This is a genomic window from uncultured Planktomarina sp., assembly GCA_943788425.1.
Taxonomy (GTDB): domain Bacteria; phylum Pseudomonadota; class Alphaproteobacteria; order Rhodobacterales; family Rhodobacteraceae; genus Planktomarina.
On the sequence record CALSQF010000004.1, the window covers coordinates 246,345 to 264,553 of the forward strand.

An 18,209-nucleotide genomic window follows, 5' to 3' on the forward strand; every position below is an offset into this window, starting at 1 on the left:
TTCCTTATGATGATTGGGTCTCAGACTAGTGCTGCTACCAACGCTGAAACTATCCAGTACATATTCGATAAGCATGAGGCTGAATGTATTGCCTAACAATACGAAGTCCTGAATGCCAAAGAAGGTGAAACACCTGAGGTCACTGTCGATTTGAAACTGGATGATGATAACATCTACGAGATAACCATAGGCAGTGATGGTAAGACTGCCACTGTTATTCATGCTGAGTTTAGCTGCACTGGCATTGGATATTACTGGTGTGGGAACAGTAGTTGCGCATCTTACGTGATTGTCGATGGTGTGAGCTTCACTGCACGTGGAAAGCCTGTGTCAGTTGAGGTGAGCATCCGATTAACCCTCTATTTTGTTGCTAATTTTTACAAGTTTTCATGAAAAAATAGTAAGTTAACAATGCAAAAAAGAAAAGCGATGCAGCAAATGCGAGCGCAAACTTAGACGTACCCACATAGTCATAAAGCCAGCCAGCTATTATTGGCGATACTGCAGCAAAGAAGAAATATATAGTTTGAAGAATACCCATTCCAAAGGCTCTACGATTTGCGGACATTGCCTGACCAGCAAGTGCTATAATTATTCCACCACCAGACATGCCAAATGCTCCAAATAGGAAACTAAATGTTAACCAAAAGCTGCCCAAAGGTAGAAGTAACAGCGATACAATTCCAATAAAACTGCTCACAAATACGATGACTTCGTGCAATGAAAATTTGTCCGCCAAAAAGCCACCTAATGGGATTGATAACATGATTAGAAAGCTGCAAAAACTGAGTGCCGCAGCAGCGGTCAGGGTCGACACGCCAATCTCTATAAGCGCCAAAAAAGCAAAACTGAGAAATACTAAATAGCCAGCGTTATAAAAAGCCCAGGATAATGCAGCCAAAATAGTCTTACGCCACTCCTCTTTTGAAAGTTTACTTTCCTGCTTAATTGGCTTGGAGTGAGGTTGGATGAGTTCTGGCGGTTTGTAGAGAGCGTAAAAAATAACGGCACTTCCAAGACAAAAAATACTCGCAGTGGATACTGCACCTCTCCAGCCAACCTCTAAGGAAACTAATGGATGGATAGCCTGACTTAAAGCAATGCCACCAGGCCAGCTTATTATCAAAATGCCCATAGCTGTTGCTAATTCACGCCCCTCAAACCAGTCTATCGTAACTTTACTGAAATACATCGTGGTCAATACGAAACCGACGCCACAAACAATTCTGCCAAGCGCCATTATGCTGAAATTATTGGAAGCTACCACTATCAAACCACCTCCACACAGGCACATTAGACCAAATGAAATGATTGACTTGTCTCTGAAGTAGCTTCCCAAATAACCACCAGGAAATGCCAAAAATAACCCAGGAAGCATAAATAGCCCAATCAACGAACCAAGCTGAAAGTTTGAAAGTCCTACGCCGCTGACTAAATCATGACCGACTGATCCTAAGCTTTGAAATTGGAAGCCCATAGATAATCTTGTCAGGAAAAGTAAGACAAGCATCGACCAACGTTTATTAAGAACTTCACTCATATGAGACGGAACTTAATAGTGCCAATTAAAGCTGTCATTAACTCTTGGAGGATAGTGCGCATACTCAACTCCAATTTTTTGTTGATATGATTATTGTGAGGCAACTTGTAGTGAAAATCTATATCAAATGAGGGAGTGTTTTGGTCCCATAAACACCACAGCCCATGAGGTACGTCAGAGAGCCAGATGCCATAACTGCGGTGTGAAGGGTAACAACACGTATCAGATCGTTTATGCGGGTAACTCTTATATTGCGATGGATGGGGCTGGGGTTAAAGTAAAACCATGACTATGCGCTTAATTCCCGTTTTAGTATATCTCGTGATGCACTTCAGCCATGTCACTGCTGAAAGTCAAAACAACCTCACAAACGCAATAGCAGCAGTTGATGCCAATGTCGTTTTCATGAGACATGCATTAGCGCCCGGCTATGGAGATCCAGATAATTTCTCTTTGAGTGATTGTAACACTCAGAGAAATTTGGACGCCAAGGGTAGAAAGCAAGCCAGTTATATTGGCGCAGCTATCCAGCATAGTGGGTTTCGTTTCACCCACATATTCTCCAGTGAATGGTGTCGTTGCAAAGAAACAACTGAACTTATGCAACTGGGCTACTGGACAACCTTTTCGGGTCTGAACTCTTTTTTCCAGAGTTATGCGGACAAGCAAGATACACTTGAAAAGCTACGCTTCAAGCTTCAGGCACTCACCGACGGTGTTACTTTGCTGGTGACCCATCAGGTGATTGTCAATGCGGTTACTGGAGCATCTGTAAGAAGTGGAGAGTTTGTTGCTTACAATACTCACACAAAGAGACGAAAAGTATTTCGCTTGGACTGACTGAATGCGTATTATTATCTTAGCCATTTGCTCTGTACTTGCCAACAAGGCTTATGCCGTTGAGGAATGTGACCTTCTTGGGTCTTTAGAGGCTGACCCATTCTCAACCTCTGAACCTGTGAAGTTCCAAGACATACAGAGTACCAAGCTTGTAAAGGCCTGCACTGAAGCCATCGAAGAACAAAACGATAATGTTGCAAGATATTATCTGCTGAGGGCTAGAGGCCATTTACGTGGTGGGTCATACGAACAAGCGATTAATGATATAAGCCTGTCTCACGATATGGATTACCCAGCGGCAACATTTGCACTCGCTACTCTTTATCATTTTGGCGATGCTATGCCGCAAGACCTCGAGAGGGCCGCCTCTCTTTACCATGCAGCATTTAATAATGGCGTTACTTGGGCGGCTCGTGGACTAGCGATCCTCTATGAAGATTTCAGTTTCGACAACTACAACCCTGAGTTGGCGAAAGAGTGGCTTAAGAAATTTGAGGGTGTCTAGCGTTTGGCATACCAAAGCTGATGCCTCTCTCTCCATCCTGATAGGTCATCATCCCCACTGATAATTGTATCTACGTCTAATGCGGTAGAATCCTCACTATCGTCCTCATCCTTGCGGTATGTCCAAGTTAGTATTTCTTTGTCGATCTTGGAGATAGGCTCACGCATTTCATCGTAGAAAGCCCGATGCATTGCTTCCTCTACTTCTCCGCTCCCACCTCAAGAACGAATGCAGGAATAAATGCCAAATCATACGGGACAACCCGGACATCTGGACACCTCTGTAGGGGTGTGTCCGTGTCTGTCCGGTCCAGGAGTGTCGACGGACAAAGTGGATATGTCCGCTATTTGTCCTGTCCGTCCGGGTCATCAATAAACCAGATTTTATTCTCATATTCGCGAATATAATCATTTGCCTGCAGCCAGTCCCGCGCCCTGTTGAGGCTTTTGCGAACTGCGTCCGGTTTTGCGGCATCGTCAGCCCGTCGCAACTTAAAATCTTCGAACCACAGGCTGGCATCGACTACTAGACGGTTTGACGGGTAAAGCTCTGACTTAGCTATCTTGCAGCTATGTCTCTTTAGCGCGTCGTGCAGCGCTTGGTTCTTTTTACCGCAGTGGTATTGGGGGCAGGCTACATGCTGTTAGATAGATGGCTTTTTGAAGTTGATCGTTGCTCACCGCTTGGATGCACGGAAGGCTATCCATGCTTTGATCAGGGTAATTGCAGTCGTTGGAAAGATCCTCCTGACTAACACGCTCCATTTTGGCTGCGTCATTGGACGTGTAAGATAACCGGTCGGAGCCTACAGGTCCCTTAGATTCATAACCAAACGAATTGGGTTGGCCCGTTTTGCAGGTGGGAATCCAAGGTAAATATTTGTTTGAAAATAAAATGCTCGGGTGGACATAAAAGGTGCGTTTCATTAGACGCGACAACATAATTAGGAAAATTCAGGTATTAGTTCGATCATGAATAGACGAAAGTTCTTAAAATGGACCGGATTTGGTGCCCTCAGTCTAAGCTTGTATGGATGCATCAAAGGTCTAAATGCTACCCAACAAAACCATTATTACAGCGGCCCCATTACAGATCACTTTGATGGAGTCCATTTTTTCAATCGTAAAGATAAACATGTGACAAGCTTTTCTGACTTTTTGAAATGGAGAGTGCTTGAAAAGAGAGCGGTCTGGCCAGATAATTATCCCAGTCCCTATTCCAAAGTATCACCTGACCCGTCTTTATCTCATGATGAAATCACGGTCACAATGGTCGGCCATGCAACCCTGCTCATCCAAATGGTTGGGTTAAATATCTTAACTGATCCTGTTTACTCTGAGCGAGTGAGTCCGATAGATTATGTTGGCCCAAAACGTCATAATTCTCCCGGAATTCAGTTTGAAGCACTGCCAAAAATTGATGTAATACTTATTACACATAATCATTATGATCACCTCGATTTAGAGACTTTGAACAAGCTTGTATCACGAGATAGCCCAAAGATTTATACGCCACTGGGAAATGATACAATTATCAAAAAAGCGATTCGAACTTCCGACATCCAAAGCGGTGACTGGGAAGATGAATTTAAATTTAATGCTGATTTAAAAGTTCATTTTGAACCCTGCCAACATTGGTCTGCAAGAGGAGTAAATGATCGAAGGATGGCATTATGGGCTGGTTTTGTTCTCGAAAGTGATAACCATAAAGTTTATCATATTGGAGATACTGGATTTGGTAATGGAGAAAATTACCGTGACGTTGCCAAGAAGCATGGTGGGGTTGATGTCGCAATATTACCAATAGGAGCTTACGAGCCTCGTTGGTTTATGAAATCTTCACATCAAAATCCACAAGAGGCACTAACCGGATCGCAATTGTGTAAGGCACGCTATGGGCTAGGGCACCACTGGGGTACATTTCAGTTGACCAATGAAGCAGTTGATGCCCCCAAGCAAGCTCTCGACGCAGCTTTAAAACAACAAGCACTCGATCAAGACCAGTTTATTGCGCTACGACCTGGACAGGTTTGGAAGCTTCCCACTTGAAATTCACACCACAACGGTTAGCTACTCTTTCTTTAGTCAGAAGCTTTCATACCATAGTCCGTGAGGTGCGTCAGGGAGCCAGATGCCATAACTGTGGCGTGTGAAGGGTAACAACACGTATCAGATCGTTTACACGGGCGGTTCAGGCGTTGATATGGATGGCGCTTGAGGTTGCAGAGCGTAGCGGGCTTGTTACTGTCTATGATGGAAGCAATTCACTCGATTAATTTCCATGGAGGCGATCTATGAAACTTGAAAAAGCGATGATTGAGCGAAGATCAATTAGGGGCTTTAAGGATGAGCCGGTATCCAAATCTATTCTGGAGGATGTCATTGCCCTTGCAAATCGAGCGCCGTCTTCAATGAATACTCAACCTTGGCACCTACATGTATTAACGGGAAAGCCTCTCGAAGCTGTTAGACATGGCAATACAGAGCGGATGCTTGCTGGTATGACCCCTGTTCGTGAAATCGAAGATTACGCTGCATATGAGGGAGAACATAGAAAACGTCAGATCGAGATCGCTGTGCAGCTATTTGAAGCTATGGGTATCAAGCGAGAGGATGCAGAGCGGCGACAAGATTGGGTCATGAGAGGTTTTCGTCAGTTTGACGCACCTGTCTCAATCGTGGTTTGTTTTGATCGATCTCTTCTTGAGAATACAATAGCCCATTTTGATACTGGAGCGATGACGTATGGGTTAGTTCTTGCTGCATGGAGCAAGGGCCTTGGAGCCGTTATTAACGGCCAAGGGATCATGCAAAGCCCGGTGGTGCGCGAAGCAGCTAATATTCCTGAAGATCAAGTTATACTAACTTGTGTAGCCCTTGGTTGGCCTGATGAGGAGTTTGTTGCTAATTCAGTTGTGTCTCGCCGACGGCCTATCGAAAATGTCACAAGATACCTCGGGTTTGAGGAATGAATTTGGACCGTGAAGCTCTGACCTCAGTACTTAACGCTCCTGTTCTTGGGATGGGGGCATAGCAGTTCGCAGGGTTAATAAAGTTTTGATAAGCCACAATAGGAGGGGGGGCGAAAAACAGCCGCTCTTTTATGGTGATATGTCCTGCTCTCACATTTTTTGTGAAAAAGGTTTGGCATTTGAAAAATAATTTTTAGTCTATAGGCTTATTCTACTGATGTAGAACTATTAATAATGGGAACCCAAAATGATCAAACTTGTTTATTTTAAAATGCGGGCGCTTGCTGAGGCACCGCAAATGCTGATGCGCGCCTATGGAATAGAGTACACGTATCTGATGTCGTGGGATCATTTTGGCGATCAGTGGAGTAAGGTAAAACCAAGGGTTCCATTTAAACAATTGCCAATTCTAGAACTTGATAATGGAATTCAGATTGGTCAGAGCATAGCGATATTGAATTATATCGAAACAGTAAAAGGTCTATCTATACGTGACCCAGAAAAGGCCGCTGAAGCATGTGCTATACTGCAGAGTTCGCAGGAGTTATTTGCGCCTTTAAATCCAACCGTTAATTTTGCTGTTGGTGAAGACTTTAAAGCTAAAAGAGATGCGATGAGATCTGATTTGGAAAGCAGGTTTTCCGATTTAGAGCGTTATCTGAATAAGTACGATGGAAGGTACTTTGTTGATGACATGCCCAGAGCTGCTGAGTTTGCTTGCTTTCATCATTTAGATTTATCGAAAAAGCTTGATCCAAAATTATTAGATGGGTTTCCTCGGTTAATGGAATTTGTAGATGATATGACAAGCATTGATGAAGTGTCGGAATATATGAAAAACCGACCCGAGCTAGTTGATGTTGGTGTAGAGCCAAAACTTGTAATTGACGGCATAGCGCATCCCACGGGTGTTAACAAAACTTAATCAGAACTGAAAAGCAGCCAAGTGCAGACGTTTAACACACTCTACCCGCCTCTGTGTGAGCCTCAAGGGAACCCCTAGATTCATAACCAAACGAATTGGGCTGGCCCGTTTTGCAGGTGGGAGTCCAAGGTAAAGATTTAGTTTGCGGATGGGTTTGGTCTCTGGCAGTCTGAGGATGATACCTACGGGCGATCCACTTTAAGTAGGCAAAAAAAAGCCAGCTTTTCAATTTAAAAAAACTGGCAAGTTAGTTGGTCCTCTGACTACAGGTTGGGAGACCCTTTGAGAGGACTTGCTCCGGACCTTACGGAGTGCTGCTAATTCATGAATTTTTGTAATTTCAGTCTAGTTCTAATTGTAGAGTGGTTATATTGATTAACATCACAGCCCACGAGGTACGTCAGAGAGCTGGATGAGCCAAATGTAACAACTGCGGCGTGGAGGGTAACGATACGTACCTGATCGTTTATCGAGGCGCCTCAGATGCTGCTATGGATGGTGCTGGTATTAGCTAGGGAAAGTCACTTTGCTTGCCTCTCAATGGGAGAGGGGGGGGGCCAAAAGCAGCCGCCCTTTTATAGGGATATGTCCTGCTCTCACATTTTTTGTGACAAAGGTCCCTTCTTTTTCATAATTTGGGAAGTGCAGCAGTTAAATTTTGAGCCTCCAGTACAGAAAATGTACCGAAGGGCTAGATGCTGTTGAGAAGGTTTCTCTATTGTCGGCGCGAAAGAGCGAATTAAATTCCGACGCTCGCAACCATTGGCCCAGCTTCTGCCTTGATCAGGGTTGCTCCAAAGGTATCCGACCCTTCAGAACGTATTTCAGCTATTCGTTGGGATGCTTCTATAAAAGTTACTTCATCAGGGTATACGGCAATGATGCTCACCGTCGTATCACTTGTCTGAACTTCAAAACATTGCGTTGCGCCTAATGATTTTATCATCGGCATGAAATGTTTTTGCATTGTTTCGTACATATTATCAGTAATTTCTGGCGCTTCCCAGTGTGACATGCTCACGTGCATCGCTTGGTTTCCTTTACTTCAAATTTAAGACCATAGGATAATTAATAAACGCTTCGTCTGTGATTGGTGTAAAAGTACCTGTTTCCACTATTGCTCCCGCTTCCGCTCTTAAACGTGTAAGTTCCTGATCCTCGCTGAAACTCTTAAGGTGTGCTTCACTTTCAAAATGAATGACTGTGTGTAGCATGCTGTCATCATCTTTTTGCGTTCCAGCAAAAACAAAAGTCATCCCGTGTTCTTTCATCTTATCTCCAACGGAATGCACCATGTCCTTCCACGCTTGAAAGCCTTTCGATAAACGTATTGTTGTTACCACAAGCATTGTTATCTCCTCCTAATGCAATGCTGCTAATTTTACATCGCCGTACTTTGAACCTTGATTATGGTTCTAAGATTCACATCAAGTGCGTTATAGATTTTTGCAGCAACAGGGTTACTGGCGATAGCGTCGTACGTCGCTTCAATTTCTGACATGGACGGGTAGGTGACACCCAATAGAAAATCGCCTGTATTATTGCCTGTCATTATTCTAGCAAACCTAAAAGTTTGCGCCCCAGTCTCTGCAAACATAGGGGATGCTTCTGCCATCAATTCCATTAACTCCGGTTGTGAGATGTGAGATTTTCCGCGTGTTAAAATGACATATTTTCTTTGAGGGTTAGCCGGTGCATCAAAAGGTACGTCGCAAAATTTTGCTATATTTCGACTCGTGACTGTTAATCCAGTTCCCATTATTTTGCCGTAAGTGTCTGATGTAGCGAAGGCATCCATCACATTTGCAAAATCGTTCAGAGACTGGAAGAATTGCTGAAAGACTACGCTGCCTGCGTTGTTGCCGGTCATTATGGTACCAACGCTAGCTCTAGTTGATCCAGCTGCTTTAGACTCCTCAGCAAGTGTTACACCTAGCGAAACAGCTTCTGATAGTTTGCCAGCTGGTACAGCTCCAACTGTATTGACGTAGAAATTTTCCGACATTTGTTAGCTCCTAAGATTAATATCCCGCTACGTACAAAAAACCTTTCGCATTACTTTCGTTCAAGTCTAAATCTTGAAGTGGTTGGAATAATTGTGGCCTAGTGGAGCATTATGCGAGGTGCGGGCGGTAAAATCCGCGCGCCACGAACTCGCCTGCAAGTTGACAGCCTAGAAGCAATCCCAAAGTTTGAAGCATCGGCGCCGCACTCCTTAACACTGTCAGAGTGATGCGGAACCAGCCGGGAGGCAATCTATCAAAGAACGGTTAATCAAAACGGCGCCAATTGCTAGTGGCAAATCAGATGTAGAGCGGGATTTAAACGTAGGTGACTTTCTCAGTCAAATCCGCCCGATTGTGCCAATCCCAGTAGGTTTGGAGAATTTGAGCCGTGAGTGGGCTGGCTGTGTCATTGCCCAGAATAGTTGTGTTGACCCTTGTCACAGGGACCGGGCCACCGGCTGTGGTTGCGGTAAAAACCTCATCGGCTGATAGGAACTCATCAAGGCTAATGTCGGTCTCTGCGCAGGGGATGCCAAGGTCGACGCAAATTTCCAAGACGGTTTTTCTGGAAATGCCTTCGAGCATTCCCGATCTGGGTGTCCGTACTTTTCCGTCAATAACTGCGAAAATATTAAAGCCTGGGCCTTCGGTGATATAGCCGTTCGTGTCGAGTAATACGGTGGTGTCATAGCCGGCATCGAGCGCATTAAACAGGGCGGCGGTCATGTCGCCCCAATGATAGTTTTTAACAGTAGGATCAATGCAATGAGGGGGAATGCGCCTCAGGTTCTCTTCAACAGAAATATGCACGCCACGTTGAGCCACCTCTTGCGGGATCACCCAGATGAACGGAACGGCCCAGGCATAAAAATGGTTGGTGCAGGCTCTGGGATCACGCGTGCCCGCAATTTGCGGCGTGCCGCGGGAGGCCACCATGGAAACATAGGCTGATTTTAGACCCGATGTGGCAACCAACTCAACCAAGGCGGCCTTTATCTCAGCGCGGTTCATGCCCACATCAAGTCGCAGCTTATTCATCGAAATCATGAAGCGATCTAAGTAGTCTTCCAGCCGAAAAAATGCGCCTTCCCAGACATGGACAACATCATATGTAATATCGGAGCGCGTCAAACCCCAATCAAAGACGGAAATTTTGGCCTCCGATACCGGTATGACCTTACCCTCCATCCACGCCGCACCGGCCGAATAATTCATCTCATTGCCTTTTCATGGGGTGCGAAACCCCGGTAACGACAGTTTGAGCGCCTTGCGGAGATCTGCCGAATGGGCGCGCGATTACGATGGGCCAGCACATAGACTGGGTAGCCCGCAAGTAAGAGGTTTTTGGCAATACCGTGCCCCATGAGGCCTACGCCTATAAATCCGATCGTCTCTGCTGAATTATTCATGACTTATCCTTAGTGACGGTGTTGCTGGGATGCGCTTTCATGTGTGAAACTGGAGTGAAAATAAGCGCCCTTGTCAAGTCGTCGCCTTTGGGCGGGCGCGGCTTGCCTGCTGTAGCGAACACATCCTAAAATGCCGTTGTGCGGTCAAATCTTTTCAAGCGATGCGCGCTGAGGGATCCGCAAATTGACCACACAAAGATGGCGATAAGCAACACCAACGGTGTGCCATCAAAAAATTGCCCGGCGATGGTGGCCAAAAGGATTGAGCCCAAGGTAGCGACGGCGCTGGTGACGCTGGCGGCCGTTCCGGCGATATGACCGAGTGGTTCCATAGCTAAAGCTGTGAGGTTGCCCAAGGTCATTCCAGCTTGAAAAAACAATCCAAAAATCCAAAAGATGAAAAGTGCAAAGCCAAGATTGCCCGCCATTAGTCCTTGCGCGTAGAGCACCAGCATCCCGAGGCTCCAGACGATCTGCATGCGCAAAGCCGCGCTGATTAGGCGGCGCATCCCGAGGCGCATGACGATCATGGAGTTTAGAATACTGGCCGAGGCTGATAGACCAGCCACTAAAGCGAACCATCGCGGAAAACTGTCAGCGCGGCCGTAAAATTGATCGAAGATCTGTTGCACCATAAGGATGCTCAAAAACAGCATCGCATAGGCAAACACCATGGTCAGCATCGAAATACGCACCATACCAAGGGAAAAAATCTCGACCAAGGCGGCTTGAAAGGCGTCTCTGCGGAAGGGGATGCGCTGCTCTGGTGCCAAGGGCTCTTGAATGCGCAATCCGGTCCAAGCGGTGCTGAGGGTTGAAAATAAAATGAAAATCACAAATATCGATTGCCATGCGAAAATTGAGATCAATCCGGCTCCGAGCAAAGGGGCGAGCGCGGGTACAATGGAAAAAATCATCATTACAAAAGAGGAAATCCGCGCCATTTGTCGCCCAGAGTAAAGATCGCGGATCAAGGCTTGGGAGACAACACGCGGGGCGGCAGCGCCAAAGCCTTGACAGAGGCGGGCGATAATCATCGTCTCAAGATTGCTGGCAAAAATACAAATGATGGAGGCCAAAATATAAAGGCCAGCGCCCCAATAAATTACGGTTTTGCGGCCAAAACTGTCCGACAGCGGGCCGACGATCAATGTGCCCACAGATATGCCAACAATGAAGCTCGACAAAATCAACTGCACGTTATTGGGGCGCTCCGGTGTCAGTGTTGCGGCGATATCCGGCAGCGCAGGCAACATCGCATCAATCGAGATGGCAACTGTGGCGACCAGCATCGCCATAAGCGCGATAAATTCGGGAGTTGAGATCCGCATGACTATCCAGACTTAAATGTGTTTGTAGGCTAGTCGTGGGAATTGACTGAAAAGTAAACACCTGCTGCGCAATCTTAAGCGGCGATACCCAAACATGCCAAGACCAAAGCCGTCAGCAGCGCGCGCAATTTAAGCCACCAATCTGGCGTTAATCTGTAGCGAAAGAACATAATATCAAGACCAAAGAGCGCCACGAAGCCGCCGATCAGCAATATGGGTTGCATAGGTGCCGCACTGGCCAAAAGGAAAGCCGCCCAGAGCGCTGGAAGGGTTGAAAGGCTGAAAAGCAAGGGAGCTTTGGGCTGAGCTGCTTTGCAGGCGAAACCCCACAGAACCCCGGACATAAACGATAAGATTACCGCGCCATAGGTCAGCTGTAGGCCGCGCCCAATAAACCCGGTGCCGAGCCAGTCGGCGACCGGCCGGGCAAGCTCGCCGCTCCAAGCGCTTATGGCGCCCCAAACAAAGGGCAGCACGCCTGCCAGGCCAAGCCACCGAGGTGCGCTTGGGATTTGGGTCTGAAAGGCGCGGCTCTCGAGAATATTCATGGGCTGTGGTCTTTGGTTGCGAGATCGTTAAAAAACTGTTCGGCATCAGATCGGATCGCCTGCTGTTTGTCAGCGCCCATGCGATCATAAACTTGGTACATCATGCCGACCCGTGGGTTTGTACGCAGCTTGGTGCGGTTACGGTCGAGAAAATCCCAATAGAGATAATTAAATGGGCAGGCCTTTGGGCCGTTTTTGACCGTAACGCTATAGCTGCAGCCTTTGCAATAATTAGACATCTTATTGATATAGCCCCCACCAGAGGCATAGGGTTTGCTGGCCAATTTGCCGCCATCGGCAAAGAGCGCCATGCCAGACACATTCGGCAGCTCGACCCATTCAAAGGCATCGGCATACACGCTCAAAAACCAATCATTGACCTGCGCGGGCAAGATACCGGCCAGAAGCGCAAAATTGCCCAAAACCATGAGCCGTTGGATGTGATGCGCATAGGCATGATCAATCGTATCTTGTACCGATTGGCGCAGACAGTTCATTGGCGTGTCAGCGGTCCAGTAGAAGTCAGGCAGATCGCGCTGGGCATCAAAAAAGTTGAGCCGTTCATAGCCAGGCATATTTTGCCAGTAGAGCCCGCGTACAAATTCGCGCCAACCCAAAATCTGTCGAATAAAGCCTTCAACTGCATTGAGAGGCGCTTGATTGCGATGATAGGCCTGCTCGGCGGCGGCAATACACTCTAGCGGAAGCAGCAAGCCGGTGTTGAGATAGAGCCCGATATGCGCATGGAACATCCAAGCCTCATCTTGCAGCATGGCATCTTGGTAGTCACCAAAGAAGGTCAAGCGTTCGTCAATAAATTGCTGCAACGCCGCGCGCGCAGTCTCGGCGGTTACTGCGAAATGGAAGGGGGCGGCGGCGCCCATATGGTCGGGGAACAATCGCTCAACCATAGCGCAGACCTCTTGAGTGATGGCATCGGGCGCGCGGTGAAACGTATCGGGAATGACGATGGCCGAATTAGGCGGTTTTCGGTTTTCACTGTCAAAGTTCCATTGGTCTCCGACCGGCTGGTCACCGTCCATAAGGATCATGTAACGCTTGCGCATTTCACGATAGAAATATTCCATCCGCAAAGATTTACGCCCAGCGCTCCAGGTCTCAAAATCGCTATGGTTGGCTAAAAACCGCGTGTCAGGACGAATATCAACCGGCAAATTTAGCAGCCCAGGCCAAAGCTTTATCTCCTCTAGAACACGATACTCACTGGGCTCTGTCACGACTATTTCATCAAAACTTGCCCTTTGCGTCGCGCCGATCACCACGTCTGAAAAACGTGAAAATGATTTTGCATCATCAAGCTTGTGGTAGATTACCCGGTAACCTGCATTGCGCAGCTCTTGTGCAAAATGCCGCATGGCGGAAAAAATGAAGACCAGCTTCTTTTTGTGGTGTTTGACATAGGTGGCTTCTTGTTGGACTTCACAGAGCAATACCGTATCTCTGTCCTTGTCGGTATTGTGCAGACAAGAAATTGTCGGGCTAAGCTGATCGCCCAAGATTACGCGTAATACCGCCAAAGTGTCACCAATTCCGTTTTGCCATGGGTAGAGCCGACCCTCAAAAGGTGAGTTAGATTGATTTGACTTCGCTGCAACGCCGGGCGGCAATTTTTGTCTCGTGATAGGCGCCGCGCGCATTGCACTATCGGCTTGTCGCTATATTTCCATAGCAACAAAGGAGCTGGCGATGACACATCCAATTACAGCAACCCGCGCGGTAGGGCTGGCGCGGCTTGAACAATTTTCTGCAAGAATGGGGCGCGATTATGCTCAAGGGCGCAATTTTGATCGAGGGTTGGGTGCGCATCGGGATGTCTCGATGCTATCGGCTTACATCCGGCGCCGGCTCATAACAGAGCAGGAGGTTATCGCCACGGCCATTAAAGCGCAGGGGGCCGAAGCCTCTGCCAAATTCATTGATGAGGTGATTTGGCGCAGTTATTTCAAGGGTTGGTTGGAGCAGCGGCCAGAGGTCTGGGACCGCTATGCGGGCGGGCTGCGGCAAGACTTAGCTGCACTGGACGCGGATGCGGGGCTGCGTCACGCGGTTCAGGCCGCCGAAACGGCACAAACAGGGTTGGCCTATTTCGACAGTTGGGCCGCAGAGCTGATTGAGACCGGATATCTGCATAACCACGCGCGCATGTGGTTTGCCTCCATTTGGATCTTTACGCTGAAATTGCCATGGCGTCTTGGGGCAGATTTTTTTTTGCGGAATTTATTGGATGGGGACCCCGCTTCCAATACTTTGAGCTGGCGTTGGGTCGCGGGTCTGCACACGCGCGGCAAGCCCTATGTGGCGCAAGCGGGCAATATTGCGCGCTTTACCGAAGAGCGCTTTGTGCCGCGCACGCAGGAGTTGACGCAGAGCGCCGCCGGGCTGGAGGCGCTTGAGCCTGATGGGTTGCCTGAGTGCAAAGCGCCAAGGGTGCCGATCGCGCCGCAAAAGCACATTCCGACTGCGCTATTGTTGACCGAGGAAGATTGCCAGATCGAAGATTTTCCCGTGCAAGAGTTGATGTGCACCACAGTGGCCACTTTGGCAGCAAGCTCGCTGCGCTCGCCGCGTGACACAGCGCCGCTTGTGGCGCAGTTTGAGGCGGAGGCGTTGGCTGACGTAGCGCAAAGATCAGGCCTTGCGGTCACCGCTTTGCAGATTGGCGCGCCGTCCGATCTGGCGCAATGGGCGTTGCAATCGGGCGCACAGCAAATAGTCACGCCCTATGTGCCTGTTGGCCCGCTGCGCGATTGGCTCGCGCGTGCCAAACCAGAGCTCGATGCGGCGGGCATTTCTTTGGCTGAATGGCGCCGCGATTGGGATGCGACGATCTGGCCCTATGCGACCGCGGGATTTTTTAAGGTCAAAAAACAAATTCCGAAGTTCTTGCGCTTAATTTCTTTGTGAGCGCAGGGCGCCGAGTATCTGCGCCCCAGCAGATCGCCTGCCAGATCTGCGGCTGGCTGGCCAGTTTTGAGGCGGGCGATGGCCGCCGACGCGATGGTTTGGGAAAGTCGCGCCTTGCATAATGAAACGAATGCAATAAGCTAGCTTACAAGACCTTAATGCTGCAGCGCTTAACTCATTGTTTATAAATTGGGGGGCGCATGACTTGATCTTTGTGTCCTGCCGTTTGCGCGTAGCCTGATGCTCAGCATCCTATAACGAGACTGCGTGTAACACATGGGCCAAAGACGTGGCGTAAGATAAAAATATTAAAAATAAAGACTACGACTAGGGAGAAAATGAATGAAAATTACGATGACTGTGAACGGCAAATCGGTATCTCGTGATGTTGCCGGCAACACTTTGTTGGTTGATTATATCCGGGATCATTTGCGACTGACCGGGACCCATGTGGGCTGTGATACTAGCCAATGCGGCGCCTGTGTTGTTCACCTGGACGGCAAGGCGATGAAATCTTGTACCATGCTCGCGGCCAGCGCTGAAGGTGCGTCGGTCACGACGGTGGAAGGATTGGCGACATCGAAAGATGACCTGCATCCCATGCAGATCGCCTTTAAAGAAAATCATGGTCTTCAATGCGGATTTTGTACCCCGGGCATGATTATGACCGCAACCGATATGGTCGCACGCTATCAAGCCGCAGGCAAAACATTGACGGAGGATGATATTCGCCATGAGCTTGAAGGCAATATTTGCCGCTGCACCGGCTATCATAACATTGTGAAATCCATCTCGGACGGTGCGTCCAAGATGACGTCAGCATAGGGGGACGGGATATGTCAGAAGGAATTGGCGCGCGCGTTTTGCGCAAAGAAGACAAAAGATTCATAACCGGCAAAGGCCGTTATACCGACGATATCATCGAGGCCAATCAGGCCTATGCTGCCTTTGTACGCAGCCCGCATGCACATGCGCGGATTGTCTCGCTGGACACCTCTGCGGCTTTGGCCATGGAGGGGGTTGAAACCGTTTTAACTGGTCCGGAATTGGTGGCCGATGGCATTGGCAACATCATCTGCGGCTGGGGTATTACCTCCAAAGATGGCACCCCCATGAATATGGGAGCTTGGTCCGCATTGGCTACTGAGAAAGTGCGCTACGTGGGCGATGCCGTCGCGATTGTTGTGGCAGATAGCAAATCACAGGCTCAATTGGCTGCTGAGGCGGTGGTTGTGACTTACGAGGAGCTGCCGGTTGTCGTCGGTTCGGTTGAGGCTTTGGCCCCAAATGCGCCGAAAATTCATGATAATGCCCCTGGAAATGTGATCTTTGATTGGGAGATCGGGGATTTGGCGCCTACTGACGCGGCTCTGGCCTCTGCGGCGCATGTGACGGAGATGGAAATCACCAACAATCGTTTGGCACCCAATCCAATGGAGCCACGGTCCGCCATCGCCACCTTTAACGAGGCGGAAGACCATTACACGCTCTATACCACCAGTCAAAATCCCCATGTGGCTCGTTTGGTGCTCTCGGCCTTTTATAACGTCGCGCCAGAGCATAAATTGCGGGTGATTGCGCCTGATGTCGGCGGCGGTTTTGGATCCAAGATCTATATTTATCCCGAAGAGATTGCGTGCCTTTGGGCCTCTATGAAATCGGGCCGTTCGGTGAAATGGACCTCAGATCGCACAGAGGCCTTCCTCACAGATGCCCAAGGGCGCGATCATGTCACAACCGCTAAAATCGGTTTTGACAATGAAGGCAAGATTGTGGGGCTGAAGGTCAACACTAAGGCGAATTTGGGCGCTTATATGTCCCTGTTTAGCTCGGCTGTGCCGACCTATCTCTACGCGACTTTGCTGTCAGGTCAGTATGATATTGCAAATATCTATTGCGATGTTCAGGCGGTTTACACCAATACCGTGCCGGTCGATGCCTACCGCGGAGCAGGGCGTCCAGAGGCCTGTTATGTGGTTGAACGCATCATGGAAACGGCGGCGCGTGAAATGGGCATGGACCCTGCCGAGCTGCGGGCCAAGAACTTCGTGCGCAGCTTCCCGCATCAAACGCCTGTGATAATGGCCTATGACAGCGGTGATTTTGACGCCAATTTGAAGCAAGCTCAAGCGGCCGCAGATGTGTCGGGTTTTGCCGCAAGAAAAGCCGAAGCGGCTAGCCGTGGTAAGCTGCGAGGGATGGGCTACTCCAATTATATCGAAGCCTGCGGCATCGCGCCTTCGGCTGCGGTTGGTAGCCTTGGAGCAGGGGTCGGTCTTTGGGAAAGCGCAGAGGTTCGGGTCAATCCCGTGGGCACCATAGAGATCCTCACCGGCTCGCACAGCCACGGGCAAGGGCATGAAACCACATTCGCGCAGATCGTGGCGGAACGTTTTGATTTGCCGACGGAAAACATCCAAATTGTCCATGGCGACACCGATAAGGTGCAATTTGGTATGGGCACCTATGGCTCCCGTTCCGGTGCTGTCGGCATGTCTGCCATTGTGAAAGCGATGGATAAAGTGGAAGCTAAGGTCAAGAAAATCGCCGCTCATGTGCTTGAAGCCGGCGAGGATGATATCGTGATCGAAGGTGGGGCAGTCAAAGTGGCTGGCACTGACAAACAGATGCTCTGGCATGAGGTTGGTCTTGCAGCCTATACGGCCCATAATATCCCCGAAGGCATGGAGCCTGGTCTGAAAGAAAGCGCCTTTTATGACCCGACCAATTTCACATTCCCAGCGGGGTGTTACATTTGTGAGGTCGAAGTGGATCCCGAAACTGGGGTGACGGAAGTGGTGCAATTTGTGGCCTCTGATGACTTTGGAACCATCATCAACCCTATGATTGTGGAAGGCCAAGTGCATGGCGGTATCGCGCAGGGCATTGGCCAAGCGATGCTTGAAAATGTTGTCTATGACGCGGCCGGTCAACAGCTATCGGCCAGCTATATGGATTACGCCATGCCGCGCGCCGATGATTTGCCAAATTATTCGGTGCATCACGCCTCGACCACCTGTCCCGGAAACCCGCTTGGGATGAAGGGCTGTGGGGAGGCCGGTGCGATTGGTTCGCCGCCTGCGGTGATCAACGCCATCACGGATGCCATCGGCAATAACAATCTTTCAATGCCGGCCACTCCCTCTGCGGTTTGGGCCGCGTTGCAGGATGTGAGCCAAAAACTAGCAGCTGAATAAGGAGTTTGGACG

General features: G+C 48.9%; 17 protein-coding genes. 8 read left to right on the forward strand and 9 right to left on the reverse strand.

Features of this window, described 5'->3' with window-relative positions:
- Nucleotides 1-370: 370 nt before the first annotated feature.
- On the reverse strand, nt 371-1,540 hold the full coding sequence (locus ABLW18_RS04460) for an MFS transporter (RefSeq protein ID WP_347823651.1): 1,170 nt from the start codon (nt 1,538-1,540) through the stop codon (nt 371-373).
- Between the two features lie 285 nt (nt 1,541-1,825).
- Here ABLW18_RS04460 and ABLW18_RS04465 point away from each other — a divergent pair, with 285 nt between their 5' ends.
- The 5 genes from ABLW18_RS04465 (at nt 1,826) to ABLW18_RS04485 (ending at nt 6,781) form a co-directional block, all read left to right on the forward strand.
- A complete protein-coding gene (locus ABLW18_RS04465) occupies nt 1,826-2,380 on the forward strand; it encodes a histidine phosphatase family protein (RefSeq protein ID WP_347823652.1) in 555 nt (184 codons plus the stop codon).
- Nucleotides 2,381-2,384: 4 nt separating this feature from the next.
- On the forward strand, nt 2,385-2,885 hold the full coding sequence (locus ABLW18_RS04470) for a hypothetical protein (RefSeq protein WP_347823653.1): 501 nt from the start codon (nt 2,385-2,387) through the stop codon (nt 2,883-2,885).
- Nucleotides 2,886-3,856: 971 nt separating this feature from the next.
- A complete protein-coding gene (locus ABLW18_RS04475) occupies nt 3,857-4,933 on the forward strand; it encodes an MBL fold metallo-hydrolase (protein WP_347823654.1) in 1,077 nt (358 codons plus the stop codon).
- 245 nt (nt 4,934-5,178) lie between these two features.
- Nucleotides 5,179-5,856 carry a nitroreductase gene (locus ABLW18_RS04480; RefSeq protein ID WP_347823655.1) on the forward strand — a complete coding sequence of 226 codons (678 nt, stop codon included), beginning with the start codon at nt 5,179-5,181 and terminating at the stop codon, nt 5,854-5,856.
- A gap of 247 nt (nt 5,857-6,103) precedes the next feature.
- On the forward strand, nt 6,104-6,781 hold the full coding sequence (locus ABLW18_RS04485; protein ID WP_347823656.1) for a glutathione S-transferase family protein: 678 nt from the start codon (nt 6,104-6,106) through the stop codon (nt 6,779-6,781).
- Nucleotides 6,782-7,520: 739 nt separating this feature from the next.
- On the opposite strand, the gene ABLW18_RS04490 is transcribed toward ABLW18_RS04485, so the two are convergent.
- The 8 genes from ABLW18_RS04490 to ABLW18_RS04525 all read right to left on the reverse strand — a co-directional run bounded on the left by ABLW18_RS04490 (nt 7,521) and on the right by ABLW18_RS04525 (nt 13,733).
- Nucleotides 7,521-7,796: a hypothetical protein gene (locus ABLW18_RS04490; RefSeq protein WP_347823657.1), complete on the reverse strand. Its 276-nt coding sequence runs from the start codon at nt 7,794-7,796 to the stop codon at nt 7,521-7,523.
- A 25-nt stretch (nt 7,797-7,821) separates the two neighbouring features.
- Nucleotides 7,822-8,130, reverse strand: coding sequence for a DUF3764 family protein (locus ABLW18_RS04495; RefSeq protein ID WP_271538787.1), 309 nt, complete (start codon nt 8,128-8,130; stop codon nt 7,822-7,824).
- A gap of 32 nt (nt 8,131-8,162) precedes the next feature.
- A complete protein-coding gene (locus tag ABLW18_RS04500; RefSeq protein ID WP_347823658.1) occupies nt 8,163-8,786 on the reverse strand; it encodes a hypothetical protein in 624 nt (207 codons plus the stop codon).
- Between the two features lie 316 nt (nt 8,787-9,102).
- Nucleotides 9,103-10,002 carry an aminotransferase class IV gene (locus ABLW18_RS04505; protein WP_347823659.1) on the reverse strand — a complete coding sequence of 300 codons (900 nt, stop codon included), beginning with the start codon at nt 10,000-10,002 and terminating at the stop codon, nt 9,103-9,105.
- The gene (locus tag ABLW18_RS04510) at nt 9,999-10,196 is read right to left on the reverse strand and encodes an NAD(P)-binding domain-containing protein (RefSeq protein WP_347823660.1); all 198 of its coding nucleotides are present in this window, start codon (nt 10,194-10,196) and stop codon (nt 9,999-10,001) included. Before ABLW18_RS04510 ends, ABLW18_RS04505 begins: the two co-directional genes overlap by 4 nt.
- A 125-nt stretch (nt 10,197-10,321) precedes the next feature.
- On the reverse strand, nt 10,322-11,527 hold the full coding sequence (locus tag ABLW18_RS04515) for a multidrug effflux MFS transporter (protein ID WP_347823661.1): 1,206 nt from the start codon (nt 11,525-11,527) through the stop codon (nt 10,322-10,324).
- Between the two features lie 74 nt (nt 11,528-11,601).
- Nucleotides 11,602-12,075, reverse strand: a complete 474-nt coding sequence (locus tag ABLW18_RS04520; protein ID WP_347823662.1) for a DUF3429 domain-containing protein — start codon at nt 12,073-12,075, stop codon at nt 11,602-11,604.
- Nucleotides 12,072-13,733, reverse strand: a complete 1,662-nt coding sequence (locus tag ABLW18_RS04525) for a cryptochrome/photolyase family protein (protein WP_347823663.1) — start codon at nt 13,731-13,733, stop codon at nt 12,072-12,074. Before ABLW18_RS04525 ends, ABLW18_RS04520 begins: the two co-directional genes overlap by 4 nt.
- Before the next feature lie 49 nt (nt 13,734-13,782).
- On the opposite strand from ABLW18_RS04525, the gene ABLW18_RS04530 reads away from it, so the two are divergent.
- The 3 genes from ABLW18_RS04530 (at nt 13,783) to ABLW18_RS04540 (ending at nt 18,197) form a co-directional block, all read left to right on the forward strand.
- A complete protein-coding gene (locus tag ABLW18_RS04530; RefSeq protein WP_347823664.1) occupies nt 13,783-15,000 on the forward strand; it encodes an FAD-binding domain-containing protein in 1,218 nt (405 codons plus the stop codon).
- Between the two features lie 342 nt (nt 15,001-15,342).
- Complete coding sequence (locus tag ABLW18_RS04535; protein ID WP_347823665.1) at nt 15,343-15,825, forward strand: (2Fe-2S)-binding protein; 483 nt, start codon at nt 15,343-15,345, stop codon at nt 15,823-15,825.
- Between the two features lie 11 nt (nt 15,826-15,836).
- Complete coding sequence (locus ABLW18_RS04540; protein ID WP_347823666.1) at nt 15,837-18,197, forward strand: xanthine dehydrogenase family protein molybdopterin-binding subunit; 2,361 nt, start codon at nt 15,837-15,839, stop codon at nt 18,195-18,197.
- Nucleotides 18,198-18,209: the final 12 nt, after the last annotated feature.